Raw genomic sequence first — 20,096 nt, 5'->3', positions numbered from 1 at the left:
GGCGTATCATTGTAAACGTCCACTCTTAATTAGTGATTAAGACCTTATTGGTCTTCATTCTTACCCTGTTGGAGTGTCATGGAAGATTCAAGCATGCTCTCGTCGGTATTGTTATTCCTGTTAGCTGCAGTGATTTTTGTGCCACTTGGGAAGCGTTTCGGCGCAGGCCCTATTCTTTCTTATCTTGCGGCTGGGGTTATTTTAGGTCCCGGCGGTCTGGCGTTAGTCTCTGAGCCTTCTGCTGTATTACATTTTGCCGAGCTGGGTGTCGTACTCATGCTGTTTGTGTTGGGGCTTGAGCTCAACCCCACTAAATTGTGGGAACTGCGCAGCGCTATCTTTGGTTTAGGTAGCGGTCAGTTACTGCTCTCATGGCTTGCGATTGGTGGCATTGCTTGGAGTTTAGGGCTTTCAATTGAAGCGGCGGTAATTGTTGGTGCGGCCCTGTCATTGTCTTCAACCGCCTTTGCTGTACAACTGATGAGTGAGCATCGATTGCTGACAACCCACCTTGGTCGCGATGCCTTTGGGGTGCTGTTGATGCAAGACCTTGCCGTTATCCCCATGCTGTTACTCACTGCTTACCTCGCCCCTCATTCGGCGCAAATTGCTCACCATGCTGTGCCTTGGTACTGGACCTGCGCCGCGTTAGTCGGATTTGTGTTAGTGGGTAAGTACTTGCTGCCCCGGATATTAGCTATCGTTGCCAGTAGTGGCGTACGCGAAGTGCTAACCGCATTTGCCTTGCTACTCGTGATGGGCAGTGCTGAACTTATGGCCATACTCGGTTTGTCTGCGGGGATGGGCGCCTTCCTTGCGGGGATCATGCTTGCTAACTCAAGCTATCGACATCAGCTAGAAACCGATATCGAGCCCTTTAAGGGGCTGCTGTTAGGCTTATTCTTTATGGCGGTTGGGATGAGTATGGATCTTAAGCTCTTCTTAACCGAGCCCTTACTCATTGTCGCTACACTTTTAGGCATGCTGGCGATTAAGACGCTGATGTTGATTTTCCTCGGGCGTTTACGCCACCACACTTGGCGACCAAGTATTGCGCTAGGATTGATCCTCGCCGAGGGCGGTGAGTTTGCCTTTGTGTTGTTATCCCAAGCTCAGCTTTCCAATATTGTGGACGTTAGAATTGCGCAAGTATTAGTGCTTGCAATTGGCTTATCGATGGCAATTACACCGATGATCTTCAGCCTGTTCCGTTCAACTAAGTCTAAAGTGGTTGAAACTCGATTACCTGATACCATCAATCCCACTGACTCTGAGGTGATTATCGCGGGTTTTGGGCGAGTAGGGCAGATAACGGGTCGTATTCTTGCTTCATCAGGTATTCCATTCGTCGCCTTGGATAAGGACGCCAGTCATGTGGATGTTATCCGTAAATACGGGGGGGGAAGTCTATTTTGGCGATGCCCGCAGGCTAGATATGCTGATGTCGGCGGGGATTGCCCGTTCAAGGCTGTTATTACTTGCAGTGGATAACGTCGAAGATTCGCTCGAAATTGCCCATCAAGTGATGACCTATTTTCCCCATATTCATATCGTCGCTCGGGCAAGGGATCGTAATCATGCCTATCGGTTACTGAGTTTAGGTGTCACCGATGTGTATCGTGAAACCTTCGGTTCGGCATTATCGGCCAGTGAGAAAGTCCTCCAAGGCTTAGGTTTATCGCAAGTGCAGGCCAATGAACGGGTTAAAATCTTCGCCGAGCATGATAAGAACCTAGTGATTGCCGGAGCTGCACATCAAGACGACTTAGCTAAACTCTTGGATATATCAACTAAGGGGAAGGCCGAGCTCGAATCGCTAATGCGTGGCGATCGGGAAAATGTCAACTAAGCCATTATTTGGGGAGCACTGATATTACAGCGAATGGCGTTTTTAGTTATGAGTTGCTCTCTTAATTGAATTCATTACTTTTCCCTAATCGATTATATGGCGTTACAGAGCAATGTTCGATGACAACCTAATTTGGTGTAGTTGTCTTAATACGCCATCTCTGCAATGGAATTGACCGAAATATTGGCTCTAACATCATCCATCCCCACGTTATTACTTGATATTCAAGCTCCATAGACAATGAATACTTCGTCAGACAGTACCTTTTCTATTCATCCTTTTTCACTGAGCGGCCGCAAATTTCCACTATTTTTATCCCACCAAAGATAATGTTTCATTTTTTTTATAAAAAAGTAATTTTTTTGCGAGTTAACCAAGTCAATTGTGCTTGTTGATCGAGAAACACGACTTGATTACTGGTATTCATTTTATCGATGTTGCCGTATGTTTACGTAAAGGTAAGGTTTAAACGGTTGTTTGAATTTATTGCTTGTTGTTAATTTGTTAAATTGCTGTTTTTATTAATTTTTTGTACTTTCCCCTTGCGTGAGTTCAAAACATATGGTGAATACTACTAAAGTGGAGTATGTATAAATAAATGTAAACATTTAAAATATTTAGGTAATTAAATTACGTAATAAATTACATCGATATCTGATTGGTAAAGTTGTCAGACAAATTTCATGCTGAAAAAGTAATTATAATTTTTAAATTAAATAATTTATTTATAATCAGTAATTTATACTTGTATTTTCGGCTTGGTCATACCAATTGTAAAGTGTGATTTGGTCAATTTTTGCAGGTTTTATGGCACTTTTGGATAGTTGCAAATACAAATGTTTGCCTGTAAGTTTTGGTTCTAAACGAACATTTGAATGTTTTGCGGATGATATTTGTTCGATTGGTGAGTCGTATTCGCCAATGGTGGCAAGTCGCAAAATGGAAGAGCCTTTTGGGGAGGGCGTAAGATGACGCAACATACATATAGTGAACAGCAATTACAGTCAGCGAAGGGGCAGGATAATACCCAAAGCTTAACTATCGTCGGTGAACATATCGCAGGCCAAGAAGTTATCTTTACTGAAGGTGCAATTGCATTACTCGAGTCACTTTGCCGCGACTTTGGAGGAGAAGTCCCAGCATTACTTGCCAAGCGTAAGGAAAAGCAAGCGCGTATCGATAAAGGGGCTTTACCAGACTTTTTACCCGAGACACGCGCTATTCGTGATGGCGCGTGGCAAATCCGAGGCATTCCCGCCGATCTTCAAGATCGCCGCGTTGAAATCACGGGTCCCGTTGAGCGAAAAATGGTGATCAACGCCTTAAACGCCAATGCCAAAGTTTTTATGGCTGACTTTGAAGATTCCCTCGCGCCAAGTTGGCAAAAGGTGGTAGAAGGCCAAATCAATCTGCGTGATGCGGTGCGTGGTGATATCGAATACACCGCGCTTGAAACCGGTAAACACTATAAGCTTGAGCCAAATCCAGCGGTATTAATCTGCCGCGTTCGTGGTCTGCATCTTAAAGAAAAACATGTGGAATTTAACGGCCAAGCAATTCCTGGCGCACTGTTTGATTTCGCCCTGTATTTCTACCACAACTACCGCCAGCTACTTGCTAAGGGCAGCGGTCCATACTTCTATATTCCTAAACTTGAAAGCCATGTTGAAGCACGCTGGTGGGCAAAAGTCTTTGCTTATGTGGAAGAAAGATTCTGCCTGCAAGCTGGCACGATTAAATGTACCTGCTTGATTGAAACCTTACCCGCGGTGTTTGAAATGGATGAAATTCTCTATGAATTACGTTCAAACATCGTCGCACTGAACTGTGGTCGTTGGGACTATATCTTCAGTTATATCAAAACATTAAAACGCCATAGTGACCGTGTTCTGCCGGATCGCCAAGCGGTAACTATGGATACGCCTTTCTTAAGCGCCTATTCACGTTTACTAATTAAAACCTGTCATAAGCGCGGCGCACTGGCGATGGGCGGCATGGCAGCCTTTATTCCAGCCAAGGATCCCGCGCAAAACGAATTGGTGCTGCAGCGCGTTCGTAAGGATAAAGAGCTCGAAGCCCGCAATGGCCACGACGGTACTTGGGTAGCACACCCAGGTCTTGCCGATACTGCGATGGCCATTTTTAACGAATACATAGGTCAGGGGCATAGCAATCAACTGCATATTACCCGTGATGTTGATGCGCCGATTTTAGCCTCTGAATTGTTACAAACCTGCGATGGTGAGCGTACTGAGCAAGGGATGCGTCTGAATATCCGTATCGCACTGCAATACCTCGAAGCGTGGATCAGCGGTAATGGTTGCGTGCCGATTTATGGATTGATGGAGGATGCGGCGACCGCTGAAATCTCCAGAGCCTCTATTTGGCAATGGATCCAACACGGAAAATCCCTATCGAACGGTAAGTTAGTCACTAAGCAACTGTTCAAGGACATGTTGGTTGAGGAACTCGCTAACGTGAAAAAAGAAGTGGGCAGTGACAGATTCACCCACGGCAAGTTTACCCAGGCGGCGGTGTTGTTAGAGGACATCACTACCTCCGATGAGCTGGTCGATTTCTTAACCTTACCCGGTTACGAGATGCTGACGGCTTAAGTAGGACAGTTTTACCCGTAACGTTTTCATGATGAATCGGTGCTTAGCATTCAGTGTCTAAGTACCACAAAACTGATTGTTTACTCAATCCAAGCATTGCATGAACCCGGGGGGCATTCATGCTACGCAAACCCACAAAGGAGAGCACTATGACTAAGGCAACACAGACTTCACGTCAGGCACAAATTGACGCGTTAAAGAAAGATTGGGCAGAAAATCCACGTTGGAAAAACGTGCGTCGTCCATACACGGCTGAAGAGGTTGTGGCGCTGCGCGGTTCTATCGTGCCAGAAAATACTATCGCTTCACGTGGTGCAGCTAAATTGTGGGAGTTGGTTAACGGTGGGGCTAAAAAGGGTTACGTTAACTCATTAGGCGCATTGACTGGCGGCCAAGCGGTACAACAGGCCAAAGCCGGTATCGAAGCCATTTATCTGTCAGGTTGGCAGGTAGCGGCCGACGCTAACCTTGCGGGCACCATGTACCCAGACCAATCTTTATACCCAGCGAACTCGGTACCAGCTGTCGTATCACGTATCAACAATTCATTTCGCCGTGCTGATCAAATCCAATGGAGTAACGGTGTAAATCCTGAAGATGAAAAATTTGTTGATTACTTCCTGCCAATCATTGCCGATGCGGAAGCGGGTTTCGGTGGCGTATTGAATGCATATGAGCTGATGAAGTCGATGATCGATGCGGGCGCTGCTGGTGTTCACTTCGAAGACCAATTAGCGTCAGTGAAAAAATGTGGTCACATGGGTGGTAAGGTTTTAGTACCGACCCAAGAAGCGGTACAAAAACTGGTTGCAGCGCGCCTTGCTGCAGACGTGAGCGGTGTACAAACCCTGGTTATTGCTCGTACCGATGCTAACGCTGCAGACTTACTGACCTCTGATTGCGACCCATACGATCGCGATTTTGTGACCGGCGAGCGCACCAGTGAAGGTTTCTACCGCGTGAAAGCCGGTCTGGACCAAGCGATTTCCCGCGGTCTGGCTTATGCACCTTATGCTGATTTAATTTGGTGTGAAACGGCTAAACCAGATTTAGAAGAGGCTCGCCGTTTCGCCGAGGCTATCCATGCCCAGTACCCAGATCAATTGCTGGCCTATAACTGCTCACCTTCCTTCAACTGGAAGAAAAATTTGGACGACGCGACGATTGCACGCTTCCAACAAGAGCTGTCAGACATGGGCTACAAGTACCAGTTCATCACGTTAGCCGGTATCCATAACATGTGGTACAACATGTTTGACTTGGCTTACGACTACGCTCGTGGTGAAGGCATGAAGCATTATGTTGAGAAAGTTCAAGAAGTAGAGTTTGCAGCAGCGAAGAAAGGTTATACCTTTGTGGCGCACCAACAGGAAGTGGGTACAGGTTACTTTGACCAAGTGACCACGGTTATCCAAGGCGGTCATTCTTCCGTAACCGCTCTGACAGGCTCGACTGAAGAAGAGCAGTTTTAAGAATCTTATTAACAGTAAGATGTTGTAATTGTAAGTCTTGTGTTTGCTGCTATGCAGCTGTCGTTCCCCGTGCAGTTTTCCTACATTAGCTGCACGGTTTTTAAGTCAGCCCTTGTGACTTAACCATATTTAGCAATTTTGCTTGCCTGTGCTTGGCGACTCCTAGAGTCGCCATTTTTTTGCCTTAGGTCTGGGGATGATGGGAATAATCTATTTGCGGATTTTATGGTGCAGCGCTGAATCTAAATGGTGCAAAAGTTCAACACATCGAATCAGTGATATTTATATCTTGTTGTTATTGAATGAATTTTAAAGATGGCCTGATTAATGCTCTATGGAAAGTGCAAGTATTAATGCATTGAAGCTGTCCGTTGGCATTCACATTGAGGTCACCGCCATGAAATATTACAGTCGTCGTTTAGTCAAACCTGAACATTTAAATCCTGCAAATACCCTGTTTGGCGGCCAGCTGCTGAGTTGGATCGACGAAGAGGCCGCAATCTTTGCCGCCTGCCAGATGAAGAGCAGCAGTCATGTCACTAAGCTTATCTCTGAAATCAATTTTATGACCCCTGCTCGCCAGGGAGATGTGCTTGAATTTGGCTTGGAATTAGTGAGCCTAGGTCACAGCTCAATTACGGTCAGTTGCCAAGTGCGCAATAAAATGACACAAGCCCCAGTGGTAAGTATCGATAAGATGGTGTTTGTGAACGTGAATGCCCAGGGGCTACCTGTGCCCCATGGTATGAGAGCTAATGCTGCCTAAGTTAGGATTGCGTGAATCTAAGTGCAAGCTCAAAAGCCGGTGATGCCGAGGCGTCACTGGTTATTCACATAACGCTTCTTTTACTGACGTCACCGCATCGCAGGAGGCATGCCCAATTGCCTTGGTTGTATCACAAGCAGCATGTCCAATGGCCTTAGTGACATCCTTTGTAGTAGTGCCAATGGCACGGCCAGCATCTTTTAAATCGGCGCTTGCAGAAGTTCCGAGCACTATAGCTAACATCACGACAACGGTTTTTAGCATCGGAATGAACCCTGATTAACACTGCTTATTGCAGCCTTGCATCGCAATATCAAAGTTCTTAAGTTGGGACATCTGTTCAACAATTGAAATCGGGCTTTCACACATTGAATAGAAAACGCCAGTGGCAATGCACTGGCGTTTGAAGATGTGATGCTTCATCACCCTGAATCGGGTCATTTCACTTATTTGGGTTAAATTGGGCTAATCTAGTTTGGCGAGACGCTGCTGATAATCCTGAATGAGGTGTTGCATAATTTCTTCGGGGGCAGCATCGTCACAGCAGGTATCGAGGAAAATCTTAAAGGTAACTAATGCATGTCCATCGTTTTTAAGCCTATCGCTCTGCATCGAGAAATAAGCCTGTTCATTATCAGCCTTGCGAACAACGAATTTATTGGTTTCAAAAGATTTTGAGCCAGATAGCTCATGCCATTTAGTGATACGGTTGAGGGCAATTTCACAGGATTGATTTAATTCAATGTGGTTTAACCAACTGACGGGATGCTCGGGATCTTTGTAGTGGGGACATCTAACTGTGTAGTTATATACATGAGTAATTGCTGTCATAGCTTACCTACCTGTTGCGGATGTTACTGCCATCATAGGCATCATTTTTTATTTCGGTCAATCATTAATTAGTTGGTAAAACATCAAGTTAACCTTCAGTGTATGATTGCAAATTATCATCCAAATGAATCAGTTAATGACTGCGCTGACCCTTTTGTAACATGAGTCTTTGCCTAATAACTTTGTGCTATCTCTCAGTTTAGGATTCAAATTCGAATTCGCTTAATTACTGCTTAATAAATCAGCAATGATTGCAGGTAAGCTTCTCTATTTTTGGACTAACGCATAGGGATACAAGAATAAAGGAAGAAACAGATAAATATGGGGTAGATGGACAGAGGCCCATTCCTTAAGAACGGGCCTCTCAGCTGGCTTCATCTTTTGCAGGGAAAAAGCGAACTGGGTTCAGTCTAACGTATTAATTCAGAGCTGTAACCAATAAAGATCACGTTTTTGTGTTATTTCGGATACCTTGGGAGGCATAGATTTTGAGGGGAATTATTGCCGACGAGTCAGTGGAATGTATGAGCTTGTCTTTCCTACATTATTTTCTCTGGGATGGTGTCATCATAGTGATGATTTCGAGTACAAATATTTTAAAAGGCCCAATCAGTCAACTTGATTGAGCCTTAAGTATGACTCGCACCGAACTAAATCTAAGCGTTACAGTGCATTAGTGAAGATTTGACAAATCTCTTCATGGGTGGCTTGTTTCGGGTTAGTTAGACCGCAAGCATCCTTGAGCGCATTTTCAGCAAGTGTTGGAATATCTTCCTCCTTCACCCCAAGTAGAGTCAGATTTTCAGGAATATTGACCGAAACCGACAGGGCTTTGATGGCGTTGATTGCTGCAGCAGCACCTTGCTCATCGGATAAATTAACGACATCAACTCCCATGGCTTTGGCGATATCCTTTAAACGATGTGGCACAACGTTAGCGTTGTACTCTTGTACGTGCGGCAGTAATAGGGCATTACATACACCGTGGGGCAAATCGTAGAACCCACCTAATTGGTGCGCCATGGCATGCACGTAGCCAAGGCTTGCGTTGTTAAATGCCATCCCCGCTAAAAACTGGGCGTAGGCCATTTGCTCACGGGCGGCAAGATTGTCGCCATGGTTGACTGCATCAGCAAGGTTAGCTTGGATAAGCTCTATCGCTTTGATGGCGCAGGCATCTGTGATGGGGTTTGCCGCTATAGAGACATAGGCTTCAATCGCGTGGGTGAGTGCATCCATCCCCGTTGCAGCGGTTAAGCTTGCAGGTTTTTTCAGCATAAGCTCTGGATCGTTCACCGATAAAATGGGGGTTGTGTGCTTATCGACAATAGCCATTTTAATATGGCGCGCTTCATCTGTGATGATGCAGAATCGAGTCATCTCACTGGCAGTGCCTGCAGTAGTGTTAATGGCTACTAAGGGTAATTGAGGGCGGGCGGATTGATCTAGCCCTTCATAATCTTTGATGCTGCCGCCGTTAGTGGCAACCAGTGCAATCCCTTTGGCGCAATCGTGCGGAGAGCCGCCGCCCAATGAAATTACAAAGTCACAGCCCTTTGCTTTAAGTATTGCAAGGCCCGCCTCAACATTGCCTACGGTTGGATTAGGTTGTACCCCGTCAAATACTGTAGAAACAATGCCTTGACTCCCCAATTTTTCAGCAATCTCACCCACTAAACCGATATTCACTAAGGGCTTATCGGTCACAATTAACGCGTGTTTAAAGCCTAAGGTTTTGATATCGCCAATCGCATCGTCCACTGCGCCTTGGCCGAGTACGTTTACTGAAGGGATAAAAAATTTAGCAGCCATAAGGTCCACCTCTTTGCTTGTAAATGAAATCTGTTGCGTTTGAAATTAAATTACCAATTTAGGGGTAGGCCAGTTGTGACTTCGATCGGGATTGGCCAATTTTTGCTGATAATGTCTGCAGAAATTGGAACTAGATAACTAAAAGCTCGGTTTTTATGACAGGGATCGGTAACGTTGCCTTAGTCCTATAGGACGAATGCACTTTGTAAAAAGACGACCAAAGGTAAAGGATCACAAAGAGGGCAAATCAACTAATAAATGAGTTAAAGCACTGCCCAAGCAGTGCTTTAACCTTGAATGTTTAAACCGCAGGGCAGCTAACTTCGCTGATGCTTTCAATCAGAATTTCATCCACTGGTGTATCGTTAAAACCATTGATGGATGTCGTTGGCACAATACTGATTTGGTCGACCACGTCCATGCCTTCAGTGACTTGGCCAAATACCGCGTAACCATAACTGCTGGCACTGGCATCGAGATGAGGATTATCTAAAACGTTGATAAAAAACTGTGATGTAGCACTGTCTGGGGCTTGGGTTCTTGCCATCGCAATCGTGCCACGTTCATTGCTAATACCGACTGCTGCTTCATTTTTAATTGGCTCGTCGGTGTCCTTATGATTTAAACCCGAGGTAAAGCCACCTCCCTGAATGACAAAGTTATTTATCGTTCTGTGGAATAGGGTGCCATCGAAAAAAGACTTATCGACATATTGTTTGAAGTTTTGCCCTGTGATTGGGGTGTTTGTCAGGTCTATGGCGAGGGTAATATCACCAAGGGTGGTTTGCATTAAATAGCAGGCATCCGCGGATAACTCGGGTGGTGTTTGATCCGGCGTTGGAATTGTTGGGGTCTTATCGGCGTCACTGCTACCGCCACATGCGGTCAAACCGAAACTTAACGCTAGCGCCAGACTTAATCCTGATAATACTTTCATCTTCATTCCTTTATGCTTCAACAGGTTCTGCGTCCTTCACTTTTGACTCAAGTCAAGCAGAGATGCTGACGCGGTTGAAAGTAGAGAATGCATAATTAGGTCGAATGTTGTCAGAGATGCTCAATGGGTATCAAGGTTGAAAAGCAAATTGATACAAAGTGTTGCACCTATGTGTCACTGCTATTGACATAAAAAGAGGCATTTTCGACTACCAATTTCGGCTTGCGGTATAAAAATGACCTTTAGCAATCTTTGTGTTGAGGTTGGAGCGTTCAATGCCCTTAACTAGCGCATTGCACCTTTTTTAACCGTATTGCGCCTCATTCTGGTGCAATTTTAATCCATTCCCGGGTAGTCGAATCTCAATTTGTATCTCGTATTTATTTGTTAAGTTAATGATTTTAAGCTGATATTTTTTGTCATTGGCTTGAAATAAATCTGTCATCTTGTTGTTATTTTGTACTGGCATGGTTAGTGCCTAACTATTGCTATGGATGGGCTGTCGCGGAGGCGACAAATATGGGGCTGGAGAAGTTACTGTATTTACGGGGCGTAGGAGCAGACTTTACTGACTGCTTCGGTCAGTACATCCGTATACCCGAGACTGACAGGCAAGGGATATTAGCCTGTATGCTCGCTAACCAAAATGCGCTACAGGATACCAAGCAGATTACTTCGATGGCCGATGAGCCACCCAGTGATGCTGAGATTGAAGCACAGATTTATCAATTAGATGCCCATCATTGGACGCAAATTATCCCCGCTTTTCATTGGTGTTATGTCGATGAGCCTTGGGTTTGTTTTTACCTGCCAAGTGACTTTGCTGGATCATTAAGACTGACTTTAGAGTGTGAGTCGGGTGCAATGCTCGTTTTTGATGTGCTTAAAGAGGCCTTAATCCCGATTGGTGATTATTGCATTCAAGGCATAGATGGTGTCGATGGCAACTATGTAAAATACCGCTTCGACCTCCTAGGAAAACTCTGTATCGAGTTGCCTCGCAATCGCCAAAATATTCAGTCTGTGGCCTTAGATTCCCCTCTACACAGTAAACACCTATCGGATTTTTCAGCACTTTCATACGGTTATCATCACATTACAGTAACTACTCACTCAGCTATTACTGATAATAGTGTACAGACTACTCACTCAGGTACTTTGATGGTCGCGCCCCGAACAGCCTATCAAGGGATATTGGCTGAAGAAAATAAGGGGCAAGGATCTAAGCCTTGGGGAATTAGCATTCAGCTATATAGCCTTCGCAGTGAGGCGCAGTGGGGCATTGGTGACTTTGGAGATTTGGGAGAACTTATTGAGGAGATCGCGCCCCATGGTGCTGACTTTATTCAATTAAATCCACTACATGCTCTAGATATCGCAGCTCCTGATAATCCAAGCCCCTATAGTCCCTGCGATCGCAGACGGCTTAATCCTCTCTATATTTGCATTCAAGATGTGCCTGAATACCAACTCCTCACGCAGGAGTTTTCTAAGGCGTCTTGGCAGCAGGATATTCTTCAGCTCAATCAGGGGGAGTGGCTTGATTATCCCAAGATTAGTGAACTGAAATACCGTGCCTTTGAAAAACTATACAGTGCATTTTGTGAGCATCATTTAGTACCTAAAAGCTTAAGGTCGCAGGAGTATCAAACATTTGTGGCGGAGCAGGGCGGTGCGCTTCTCGAATTTGCCAAGGAAGAATCCCATCGTTCCCCAAGTACTATCCTCCAAGACGAAGGCTTTTATCTCTATCTGCAATTTGTTGCCGAATCCCAATTAAAGGCTTGCCAACGTAAGGCGCAATCTATGGGGATGCAGCTTGGGTTAGTGCGTGATCTCGCGGTGGGTGCCGCTTTACATGGGGTTGAAGTGCAGGCTAATGCCGCGCAGTTTTGCTTAAATGCCAGCATAGGCGCACCACCCGATCCCTTCGCGCCCCAAGGTCAAAATTGGGGCTTAACGCCGCTTGATCCTATTAAGCTTAAACAGCATGATTTTCAGCATTTTATCGCGCTGACCCGCGCCAACATGATCTATTGCGGAGCGTTGCGTATCGACCATGTGATGGGGCTACTGCGTCTTTGGTGGTGGCCATTGGAGAAGCAACTGGGACATGGCGCCTATGTGTATTATCCGGTCGAGACCCTGTTTGCGATTTTGTGCCTAGAGAGTCAAAGGGCGCAATGCATCGTCATAGGTGAAGATCTTGGCATAGTGCCGCCCGACATTATTCACAGGCTGTATATTGACGGTATTTACTCCAATGAACTGTTTTATTTTTGCAAAGACCATCAAGGCTTTAAGCATCCGAGTCAATACAAATCCCAAAGCCTAATGATGCTCGCCAATCACGATGTGCCCACTCTAGTCGCTTGGTGGACGGCAAGCGATTTGCAATTGCGGCGTCAACTCAATCTCTTTGACAGTGATCAGCAATTGGCTGATGCCTTAGGTGGGCGCGAGCATGAGAAATATCAATTATCAAGGATGTTAATTTCTAACGGCTACTTAGATGAGGCCGAGGTATCTCAGATCGATTTAGATGCATTACTCACCGCCTGGATGGGATTTGCCGCCTCGGGAAACAGCGCACTCTATAGCGTGCAATGGTGCGATCTGCTTGGCGACCGCCATGCGGTCAATATTCCTGGCACTTGGCACGAATATCCGAATTGGCAGCGGCGGTTACCGACAAGCATTAAGACTGCATCGACCGACATCAATGTGCAAACAAGGTTAAGGCATATCGCAGCTAAACGAAAACAGCCCTCGGGCACTCAGTAACCGGACGCAAACTTGATTGAACTCGATACACAAAATTGAATGACATTGGAAGCCAAATGATGACCCAAGCTAATACTTACTTCTATGACGGTGCCGATGTGGCCCTGCTGAATGGTCAATATACCGATGTGTTTTCGCTGCTCGGTATGCACAGCACCGAGGATGGAAAAGGCCTGATAGTGCGCTGCTTTTTACGTAATGCGATAAGTGTCGATGTCGTCAGCCTTAAGGATGGGCGCCGCGTTGCAGGCCTTGAGAAGGTTAATGATGCGGGGTTATTTGCGGGCACCCTAGGGCGAAGAGTCAAACCCTTTCCTTACTTGCTGCGGGTGGAATATCCACTGTGTCACGAGGATATCATCGACCCCTATCAATTTGGCTCCTTACTCCATGCCGATGATTTGTATCTCTTTGGTGAGGGTAGTAGTGAATGTGCTTATCGGTTTTTAGGGGCAAATTGGCGTGAGGTGCAGGGTATTGAGGGCGTTCATTTTTGTGTATGGGCACCGAATGCGAAACGGGTTTCCGTGGTGGGTGATTTTAACGATTGGGACGATACCCGTCATGTGATGCGCCAGCATCTTGCCAATGGCCTGTGGGAAATCTTTTTACCCAATGTGGCCGAGGGCTCGCACTATAAATTTGATCTTGTGTATCAAGACGGTGAGCGTCACGCCAAGTCAGACCCTATGGCGACGCAAATGGAATGCGCGCCTCATAATGCCTCCATAGTGCCGAAGAAAAATGGCCACCAATGGCAAGACAATCACTGGATGGCAGCGCGTGAGTCGACGCCTTGGCATACCCGCCCCATGTCGATTTATGAGGTGCATTTAGGTTCTTGGCGCCGCAAGGGCGAACAGGGCGAGCAGTATTTTGATTATTATGATTTGATAGACCAGCTCATTCCCTATGTGAAGGAGCAGGGCTTTACCCATATCGAACTCATGCCCATCAGTGAGTTTCCCTTCGACGGTTCATGGGGCTATCAACCCGTCGGGCTCTATGCACCCAGTTATCGTTTTGGCGATGCGCAAGAATTAAAAGCCTTTATCGATGCTTGCCATCAGGCCAATATCGGCGTGTTACTCGATTGGGTGGCGGCACATTTTCCTAAGGATCCCCATGGCTTAGTGCGCTTCGATGGCACTTGTTTGTATGAGCACGAAGATCCGCGTAAGGGCACTCATCCCGACTGGGATACCCTTATCTATAACTACGACCGTGGTGAAGTGCGTAGTTTTTTACTCAGCAATGCCTGTTACTGGTTACGGGAATTCCATATCGATGGCCTGCGTTTAGATGCCGTTTCATCAATGCTGTACCTCGACTACAGCCGCGAGCCGGGCCAATGGTTACCCAACGCCTACGGCGGCCGCGAAAACCTCGAGGCAATTCATTTCCTGCAGATGCTCAATCAGCGTTTGTATCAATCTTTCCCCGGTATTTGCATGATTGCCGAAGAGTCCACCGCCTTTGCGGGTGTGACTAAGCCGACTGACAGCGGTGGCCTAGGTTTTGGCTTTAAGTGGAACATGGGCTGGATGAACGACACCCTTAATTACCTCGGGCGCGATCCTATCTATCGGCAGTACCATCACCACCAACTGACATTTAGTTTGATGTACGCCTACTCTGAGCAATTTATGCTTTCTATCAGTCACGATGAAGTGGTGCACGGCAAGGGCTCTTTGCTGCATAAAATCCCGGGGGACGATTGGCAGAAATTCGCCACCCTACGTGCTTACTACGGTTTTATGTGGGGGCATCCGGGTAAGAAGCTGTTGTTTATGGGCAGCGAGTTTGCCCAGCGCAATGAATGGAATCACAACCATAGTCTCGATTGGCATTTGCTCGCCTATGAGCCGCACCAAGGTGTGCAGCGCTGGCTTAAGGATTTAAATCATCTTTATCAATCCCTAGGAGCGCTTTCGGTAAAAGACTACGATACCCAAGGCTTCCGCTGGCTCGATTGCGATAATGGTAACGACAGCATCTTTACCTTTGTGCGTTACGGTGGCGAGCAGGACGCGCCATTAGTGTTTGTGGTGAATATGACGCCTACCGTGCACCAAGGTTTTAGGGTCGGTCTGCCCTCATTGGGTAATTATTGCGAGTACCTCAATAGCGACAGCCAGCACTATGGCGGCAGCAATCAAGGTAATGCGGGTGTGGTGGTGAGCGAGGCACTATCATGGCAGGGGATGGACTCGAGCGCCCTGATTACAGTGCCGCCCTTGGGCTGCTTGATTTTAGGGCCCGAATGGGGCTTACCTAGCGTGAGGCCGTCATCCCTATGACCAACACTGCGCGAGTCGATAGCAATACTGCATCATCTTACGTGTTAAGCGCCGGAAAGCCTTTCCCGCTTGGGGCGAATGTCGATGATAAAGGCGTGAATTTTGCGTTGTTTTCGGCCCATGCAACCGCGGTGGAGCTGTGTCTTTTCGATGATACAGGAACTCAAGAGCTGGCCCGTATTCCCCTCGGCGAACAAACCCAACAGGTTTGGCATGTCTATGTTGAAGGCCTAAACGCAGGGCAGTTATATGGTTACAGAGTGTATGGCCCCTACGAGCCGCAGCTTGGTCATCGATTTAACCCCAATAAATTGCTGCTCGACCCTTATGCGCGCCAGTTAGTGGGGCGTTACCAACATAACGAGGCCAATTTTGGCTACGAGCTTAATCATGTCAACGAAGACCTGTCCTTCTGTACCTTAGATAACGCCGCCTTTATGCCCAAATGCCGCGTGGTGGATATTCGAGAGCTTCAAGCTGCCGTGGATGATTCGCCGATTCGTCCACTACAGCATTTGGATAATCCAAGGCCGCTTGAGCAGTGCATTATCTATGAGATGCACGTAAAGGGTTTTACCGCGACTCATCCTGAGATTGACGAAAACCTACGTGGCACTTTTGCGGGCCTTGGTTCCTCCCAAGCGATTGAATACTTAGTGAACCTTGGGGTGACTTGCGTCGAATTGCTACCAGTGCAGGCGTTTTTCTCCGAGCCCTTTTTGCTTGAAAAGGCGCTGACAAATTACTGGGGTTACAACAGTATTGGCTTTTTTGCCCCTGAGCCAAGCTATCTGTCTTCGAACGATATCGGGGAATTTCGCGCTATGGTGGATGCACTGCATGGCGCGGGTATCGAAGTGATCCTCGATGTGGTTTATAACCACAGTGCCGAGGGCAGTCGCCTTGGCCCTACCTACAGTTTTCGCGGTATCGATAACCACAGCTACTATCGCTTACATCCCAACGATAAACGCTTTTATATCAATGATACTGGCTGCGGCAATACCTTAAACCTCAATCATCCGCGGATGTTGCAGCTGGTGCTTGATTCACTGCGTTATTGGGTTGAAGTCATGGGCGTCGATGGGTTTAGATTCGATTTAGCCGCTTGCCTTGGCCGCGAGGCCTATGGCTTTGACCCAGGATCTGGCTTTTTCGATGCGCTTTTGCAAGATCCCGTTTTATGCCGCGTTAAACTGATTGCCGAGCCCTGGGACATAGGCCCAGGTGGGTATCAGTTAGGCAATTTCCCCGTGGCTTTTAGTGAGTGGAACGACAGATACCGCGACACTATGCGCCGCTTTTGGCGTGGCGATCATGGCATGTTGCCAGAGTTTGCTCGGCGTTTTCACGGCTCGGGGGATTTCTTCGAGCACAGCGGCCGTACGCCATCGGCCAGCATCAATTTTTTAACCAGCCACGACGGTTATACACTCAAGGATTTAGTCAGTTATTCCCAGCGCCACAATGAGGCTAATGGTGAGGAAAACCGCGACGGCCACCATGAGAATTTCAGTCATCACTATGGCGAGGAAGGTTCAACGACCAATCAATCAATATTGGCCATCAGGGCGCGTCAACAACGTAACTTGCTGACGACCTTATTTTTATCCCAAGGCGTGCCTATGTTGCTATGCGGTGATGAAACCGGTCGCACCCAACTGGGTAACAACAACGCCTATTGCCAAGACAACCCTTTAAATTGGTTCGATTGGTCAACTAAGGGGATGGATGAGGGATTACTCGCCTTTACCAAGCAGCTTATTCAGTTGCGTAAACGATTTCCTAAGCTCTGCGCCAAACGTTTTATTCATGATCAACTCATGGTTCAGCCGCTGGCAGAGCCCGGTATTCGCCTCGATTGGTTTAGTCGTCACGGTGAGCCCATGACTAAGAGCCTCTGGAGTGAGTCCATGTGCCGCAGTCTGTGTGTGGTGTTATCGGGCAATCTCGACACCGCGGAATGCACCCCTAAAGAGAATCATATGCAGGCGCTACTGCTGATGGTGAATGCAGATGAGAACCCCTTGGCATTTACCCTACCAAAGGTCGCGGACTTACACCCGTGGCAGTGCCTGCTGTATACCCAAGCCGAAGTGCAACAGATTGATATAAACGATGGGCTGGATGCTCAGTCCTCACCGACGCGTTACCTGCTTCAGGATCGCAGTCTTATGTTGTTTCATGCTGATTTTATGAGGATTTGACTATGAGTAACGACAGTGAATTGAGCCAAAATACCAGTGATGCTTACAAAACAAAGGCCACAACGCGCAAAAAGAAAACTGAAGCCGTGCAAAGACATGAACCCTGTGAGCCCTGCGATGCATTGCCCGCCTGTTTTGAGCGTCACGTGCGTTACGGACTTAGCCGAGGCGAAGTGGCTCGAGGCGAGTTGTTTCAAGCGCTCGCCATTAGTGTTAAAGAGCAAATGTTAGATGATTGGCGCGAGACCCGTATCAAAGATAGTCGCTATGAGAACAAGCAAGTCGCCTATCTGTCACTTGAGTTTTTAATGGGCAGGGCACTCGGTAATGCCTTGTTGAACTTAGATTTAGAGCAAGAGAGTCGCGATGCTCTTAGCCAATATTGCGTGTCTTTAGAGGATCTAGAAGAGGCTGAACACGACGCCGGTTTGGGCAATGGCGGCCTTGGTCGTCTTGCTGCTTGTTTTCTCGATAGCTGCGCCAGCATGGATTTAGCAGTGACGGGTTATGGCATCCGCTACGAATACGGCATGTTTGCTCAAAAGATTGTTGATGGTTATCAGATAGAGCGCCCCGATCGCTGGCTGCGTGAGGGCAATCCGTGGGAGGTGCGTGTCCCCCACCATAATGTGACAGTGCGTTTCTTTGGCCACACGGAGTCCTATGTCGATAAAAATGGCCGTAGACACATGATTTGGGTCGATACCCACGATGTCCTCGCGGTAGCCTATGACATGCCCGTGCCCGGTTATCGCAATGGTCGTGTCAATGCCTTGAGGCTATGGAAGGCCGAAGCGACCGATGATTTTGATTTAGCAGAGTTTAACCAAGGGGATTACACCGAGGCCGTGGCCTGTAAAAACCTTGCCGAGCAGATCACTATGGTGCTCTACCCCAATGATGCCAGTGAGAATGGCAAAGAGTTGCGCCTGCGTCAGCAATACTTTTTATCCTCTGCGAGCTTGCAGTCGATTTTGAAACGTTGGGTGCATCATTACGGGACTGACTTTACCGATTTTGCCGCTAAAAATGTGATCCAGCTGAATGATACTCACCCCAGTATTGCGGTGCCTGAACTCATGCGCTTGTTAGTGGATGAATACGGTCTGGAATGGGATGAGGCGTGGGCGATTACCACTAAAACCATGGCTTATACCAACCATACCCTGTTGCCCGAAGCTTTGGAGCGCTGGCCTGTGCGTATGATGTCTCAAATGCTGCCGCGGATTTTAGAAATCATCTATGAAATTAATGCTAGATACTTAGATTTGGTCGCCCATCATTGGCCTGGGGATGGCGCAAAGCTAGCCAGTATGTCGATTATTCAAGACGGTCCTGATCCGCACGTGCGCATGGCTTACTTAGCTATCGTGGCGAGTTTTTCAGTAAACGGTGTGGCAGCGCTGCACACCCAGTTACTTAAATCGGGTCTCTTTAAAGACTTCTATAGCCTGTGGCCAGAGAAGTTTAATAATCGTACCAATGGTGTCACGCCAAGACGTTGGTTAGCCCACTGTAATCCAGGTCTTGCCAAACTGTTAACCAGTCATTTGGGCGCTAATTGGGTTACAGACTTAAGTCAGTTAACCGCGCTTAATGCTTTAACCCAGGATGCCAGCTTTATTCAAAAATGGCGCGATGTGAAGCAGGCCAACAAGGCGACGCTGGCTAAGATGATAGCCCAGGAATGCGGCGTCGAATTCGACCCTACAATGCTGTTCGATGTTCAAGTAAAACGCATTCACGAGTATAAACGCCAGCTACTTAACATTTTGCATGTAATTCATTTATATCATCAAATTCAACAGGGTAATACCGAGCATATGGTGCCGCGCTGTGTACTGATTGGCGGTAAGGCCGCGCCTGGCTACTTTATGGCAAAACTCATCATCAAACTTGCGGGCAATGTGGCGCACATGGTTAATTGCGATCCTGTGGTGGCGCCTTATCTGCGCTTTGCGTTCCAGCCTAATTACAACGTGAGTGCGATGGAGAAAATCTGCCCAGGTACGGATCTTTCCGAGCAAATTTCCACCGCAGGCAAGGAGGCTTCTGGTACTGGCAATATGAAATTTATGATGAATGGTGCGCTGACTATTGGCACCTTAGATGGCGCGAATATCGAAATGCTTGAGCAGGTCGGGGAGGAGAACTTTTTCCTTTTCGGGCTCAATGCAGAGCAGGTCGCGACAGCTCGCTGCGACTATCAACCTAAACGCATTATCGAAAATTCCCCCGCATTATCTGATGTGATGGCGCTATTAAAAAGTGGTCATTTCAATTTGTTGGAGCCCGGAATTTTTGACCCGATTATTTCCGCTATTGAGAGCAGCGATGACCAGTGGGTCACCGCCGCAGATTTTGACAGTTATCGCTTAGCCCAAGAGGCCGTCGCCAAGGCCTACAAAGATCCTAAAAAATGGACGCAGATGAGTATTCGTAACAGTGCCGCCAGTGGCCGTTTTTCGAGTGATGTCACGATTGCGGGCTATCGAGACGAAATTTGGAAATTAACTTAATCCG

The 20,096-nt window shown here is 47.1% G+C and carries 11 protein-coding genes and 1 pseudogene; 8 read left to right on the top strand and 4 right to left on the bottom strand.

The window, feature by feature from the left end:
• Positions 1–78: 78 nt before the first annotated feature.
• From K0H61_RS12315 to K0H61_RS12300, 4 genes and pseudogenes are all read left to right on the top strand, one after another.
• Positions 79–1,849 (top strand): annotated as a pseudogene (locus K0H61_RS12315) (monovalent cation:proton antiporter-2 (CPA2) family protein).
• Between the two features lie 968 nt (positions 1,850–2,817).
• Positions 2,818–4,464, top strand: a complete 1,647-nt coding sequence (gene aceB, locus K0H61_RS12310) for a malate synthase A (protein WP_220049617.1) — start codon at positions 2,818–2,820, stop codon at positions 4,462–4,464.
• Between the two features lie 149 nt (positions 4,465–4,613).
• A complete protein-coding gene (aceA, locus tag K0H61_RS12305; protein WP_220049616.1) occupies positions 4,614–5,936 on the top strand; it encodes an isocitrate lyase in 1,323 nt (440 codons plus the stop codon).
• 397 nt (positions 5,937–6,333) lie between these two features.
• Complete coding sequence (locus K0H61_RS12300; protein ID WP_220049614.1) at positions 6,334–6,702, top strand: acyl-CoA thioesterase; 369 nt, start codon at positions 6,334–6,336, stop codon at positions 6,700–6,702.
• Between the two features lie 60 nt (positions 6,703–6,762).
• Here K0H61_RS12300 and K0H61_RS12295 read toward each other — a convergent pair whose 3' ends face one another.
• From K0H61_RS12295 to K0H61_RS12280, 4 genes are all read right to left on the bottom strand, one after another.
• On the bottom strand, positions 6,763–6,966 hold the full coding sequence (locus K0H61_RS12295; RefSeq protein WP_220049613.1) for a hypothetical protein: 204 nt from the start codon (positions 6,964–6,966) through the stop codon (positions 6,763–6,765).
• Between the two features lie 201 nt (positions 6,967–7,167).
• On the bottom strand, positions 7,168–7,533 hold the full coding sequence (locus tag K0H61_RS12290; protein ID WP_220049612.1) for a cytoplasmic protein: 366 nt from the start codon (positions 7,531–7,533) through the stop codon (positions 7,168–7,170).
• Positions 7,534–8,196: 663 nt separating this feature from the next.
• Positions 8,197–9,345, bottom strand: coding sequence for an L-threonine dehydrogenase (gene yiaY, locus K0H61_RS12285; protein ID WP_220049611.1), 1,149 nt, complete (start codon positions 9,343–9,345; stop codon positions 8,197–8,199).
• A 301-nt stretch (positions 9,346–9,646) separates the two neighbouring features.
• Positions 9,647–10,282, bottom strand: coding sequence for a peptidylprolyl isomerase (locus K0H61_RS12280; RefSeq protein WP_220049610.1), 636 nt, complete (start codon positions 10,280–10,282; stop codon positions 9,647–9,649).
• Between the two features lie 519 nt (positions 10,283–10,801).
• On the opposite strand from K0H61_RS12280, the gene malQ reads away from it, so the two are divergent.
• Genes malQ through K0H61_RS12260 form a run of 4 tightly spaced genes read left to right on the top strand, consistent with a single transcriptional unit; the run spans position 10,802 to position 20,092 of the window.
• Positions 10,802–13,066, top strand: a complete 2,265-nt coding sequence (malQ, locus tag K0H61_RS12275; protein WP_220049609.1) for a 4-alpha-glucanotransferase — start codon at positions 10,802–10,804, stop codon at positions 13,064–13,066.
• A gap of 56 nt (positions 13,067–13,122) precedes the next feature.
• Positions 13,123–15,366: a 1,4-alpha-glucan branching protein GlgB gene (gene glgB, locus K0H61_RS12270; RefSeq protein ID WP_220049608.1), complete on the top strand. Its 2,244-nt coding sequence runs from the start codon at positions 13,123–13,125 to the stop codon at positions 15,364–15,366.
• On the top strand, positions 15,363–17,573 hold the full coding sequence (gene glgX / locus K0H61_RS12265) for a glycogen debranching protein GlgX (RefSeq protein ID WP_220049607.1): 2,211 nt from the start codon (positions 15,363–15,365) through the stop codon (positions 17,571–17,573). Before glgB ends, glgX begins: the two co-directional genes overlap by 4 nt.
• 2 nt (positions 17,574–17,575) lie before the next feature.
• A complete protein-coding gene (locus tag K0H61_RS12260) occupies positions 17,576–20,092 on the top strand; it encodes a glycogen/starch/alpha-glucan phosphorylase (protein WP_220049606.1) in 2,517 nt (838 codons plus the stop codon).
• Positions 20,093–20,096 lie beyond the last annotated feature (4 nt).

It is taken from the genome of Shewanella acanthi, from assembly GCF_019457475.1.
GTDB classification, from domain to species: Bacteria; Pseudomonadota; Gammaproteobacteria; order Enterobacterales; family Shewanellaceae; genus Shewanella; species Shewanella acanthi.
The sequence above is the reverse complement of the archived record's forward strand: the minus strand, read 5'-3'. Positions and strand labels throughout refer to the sequence as shown.

Excerpts from the sequence above, each read along its gene's own strand:
- yiaY (WP_220049611.1), bottom strand. The coding sequence starts at position 9,345 with ATGGCTGCTAAATTTTTTATCCCTTCAGTAAACGTACTCGGCCAAGGC.
- K0H61_RS12260 (WP_220049606.1), top strand. The coding sequence starts at position 17,576 with ATGAGTAACGACAGTGAATTGAGCCAAAATACCAGTGATGCTTACAAA.
- aceB (WP_220049617.1), top strand. The coding sequence starts at position 2,818 with ATGACGCAACATACATATAGTGAACAGCAATTACAGTCAGCGAAGGGG.
- K0H61_RS12280 (WP_220049610.1), bottom strand. The coding sequence starts at position 10,282 with ATGAAAGTATTATCAGGATTAAGTCTGGCGCTAGCGTTAAGTTTCGGT.
- glgB (WP_220049608.1), top strand. The coding sequence starts at position 13,123 with ATGATGACCCAAGCTAATACTTACTTCTATGACGGTGCCGATGTGGCC.
- aceA (WP_220049616.1), top strand. The coding sequence starts at position 4,614 with ATGACTAAGGCAACACAGACTTCACGTCAGGCACAAATTGACGCGTTA.
- K0H61_RS12300 (WP_220049614.1), top strand. The coding sequence starts at position 6,334 with ATGAAATATTACAGTCGTCGTTTAGTCAAACCTGAACATTTAAATCCT.
- glgX (WP_220049607.1), top strand. The coding sequence starts at position 15,363 with ATGACCAACACTGCGCGAGTCGATAGCAATACTGCATCATCTTACGTG.
- K0H61_RS12295 (WP_220049613.1), bottom strand. The coding sequence starts at position 6,966 with ATGCTAAAAACCGTTGTCGTGATGTTAGCTATAGTGCTCGGAACTTCT.
- K0H61_RS12290 (WP_220049612.1), bottom strand. The coding sequence starts at position 7,533 with ATGACAGCAATTACTCATGTATATAACTACACAGTTAGATGTCCCCAC.
- malQ (WP_220049609.1), top strand. The coding sequence starts at position 10,802 with ATGGGGCTGGAGAAGTTACTGTATTTACGGGGCGTAGGAGCAGACTTT.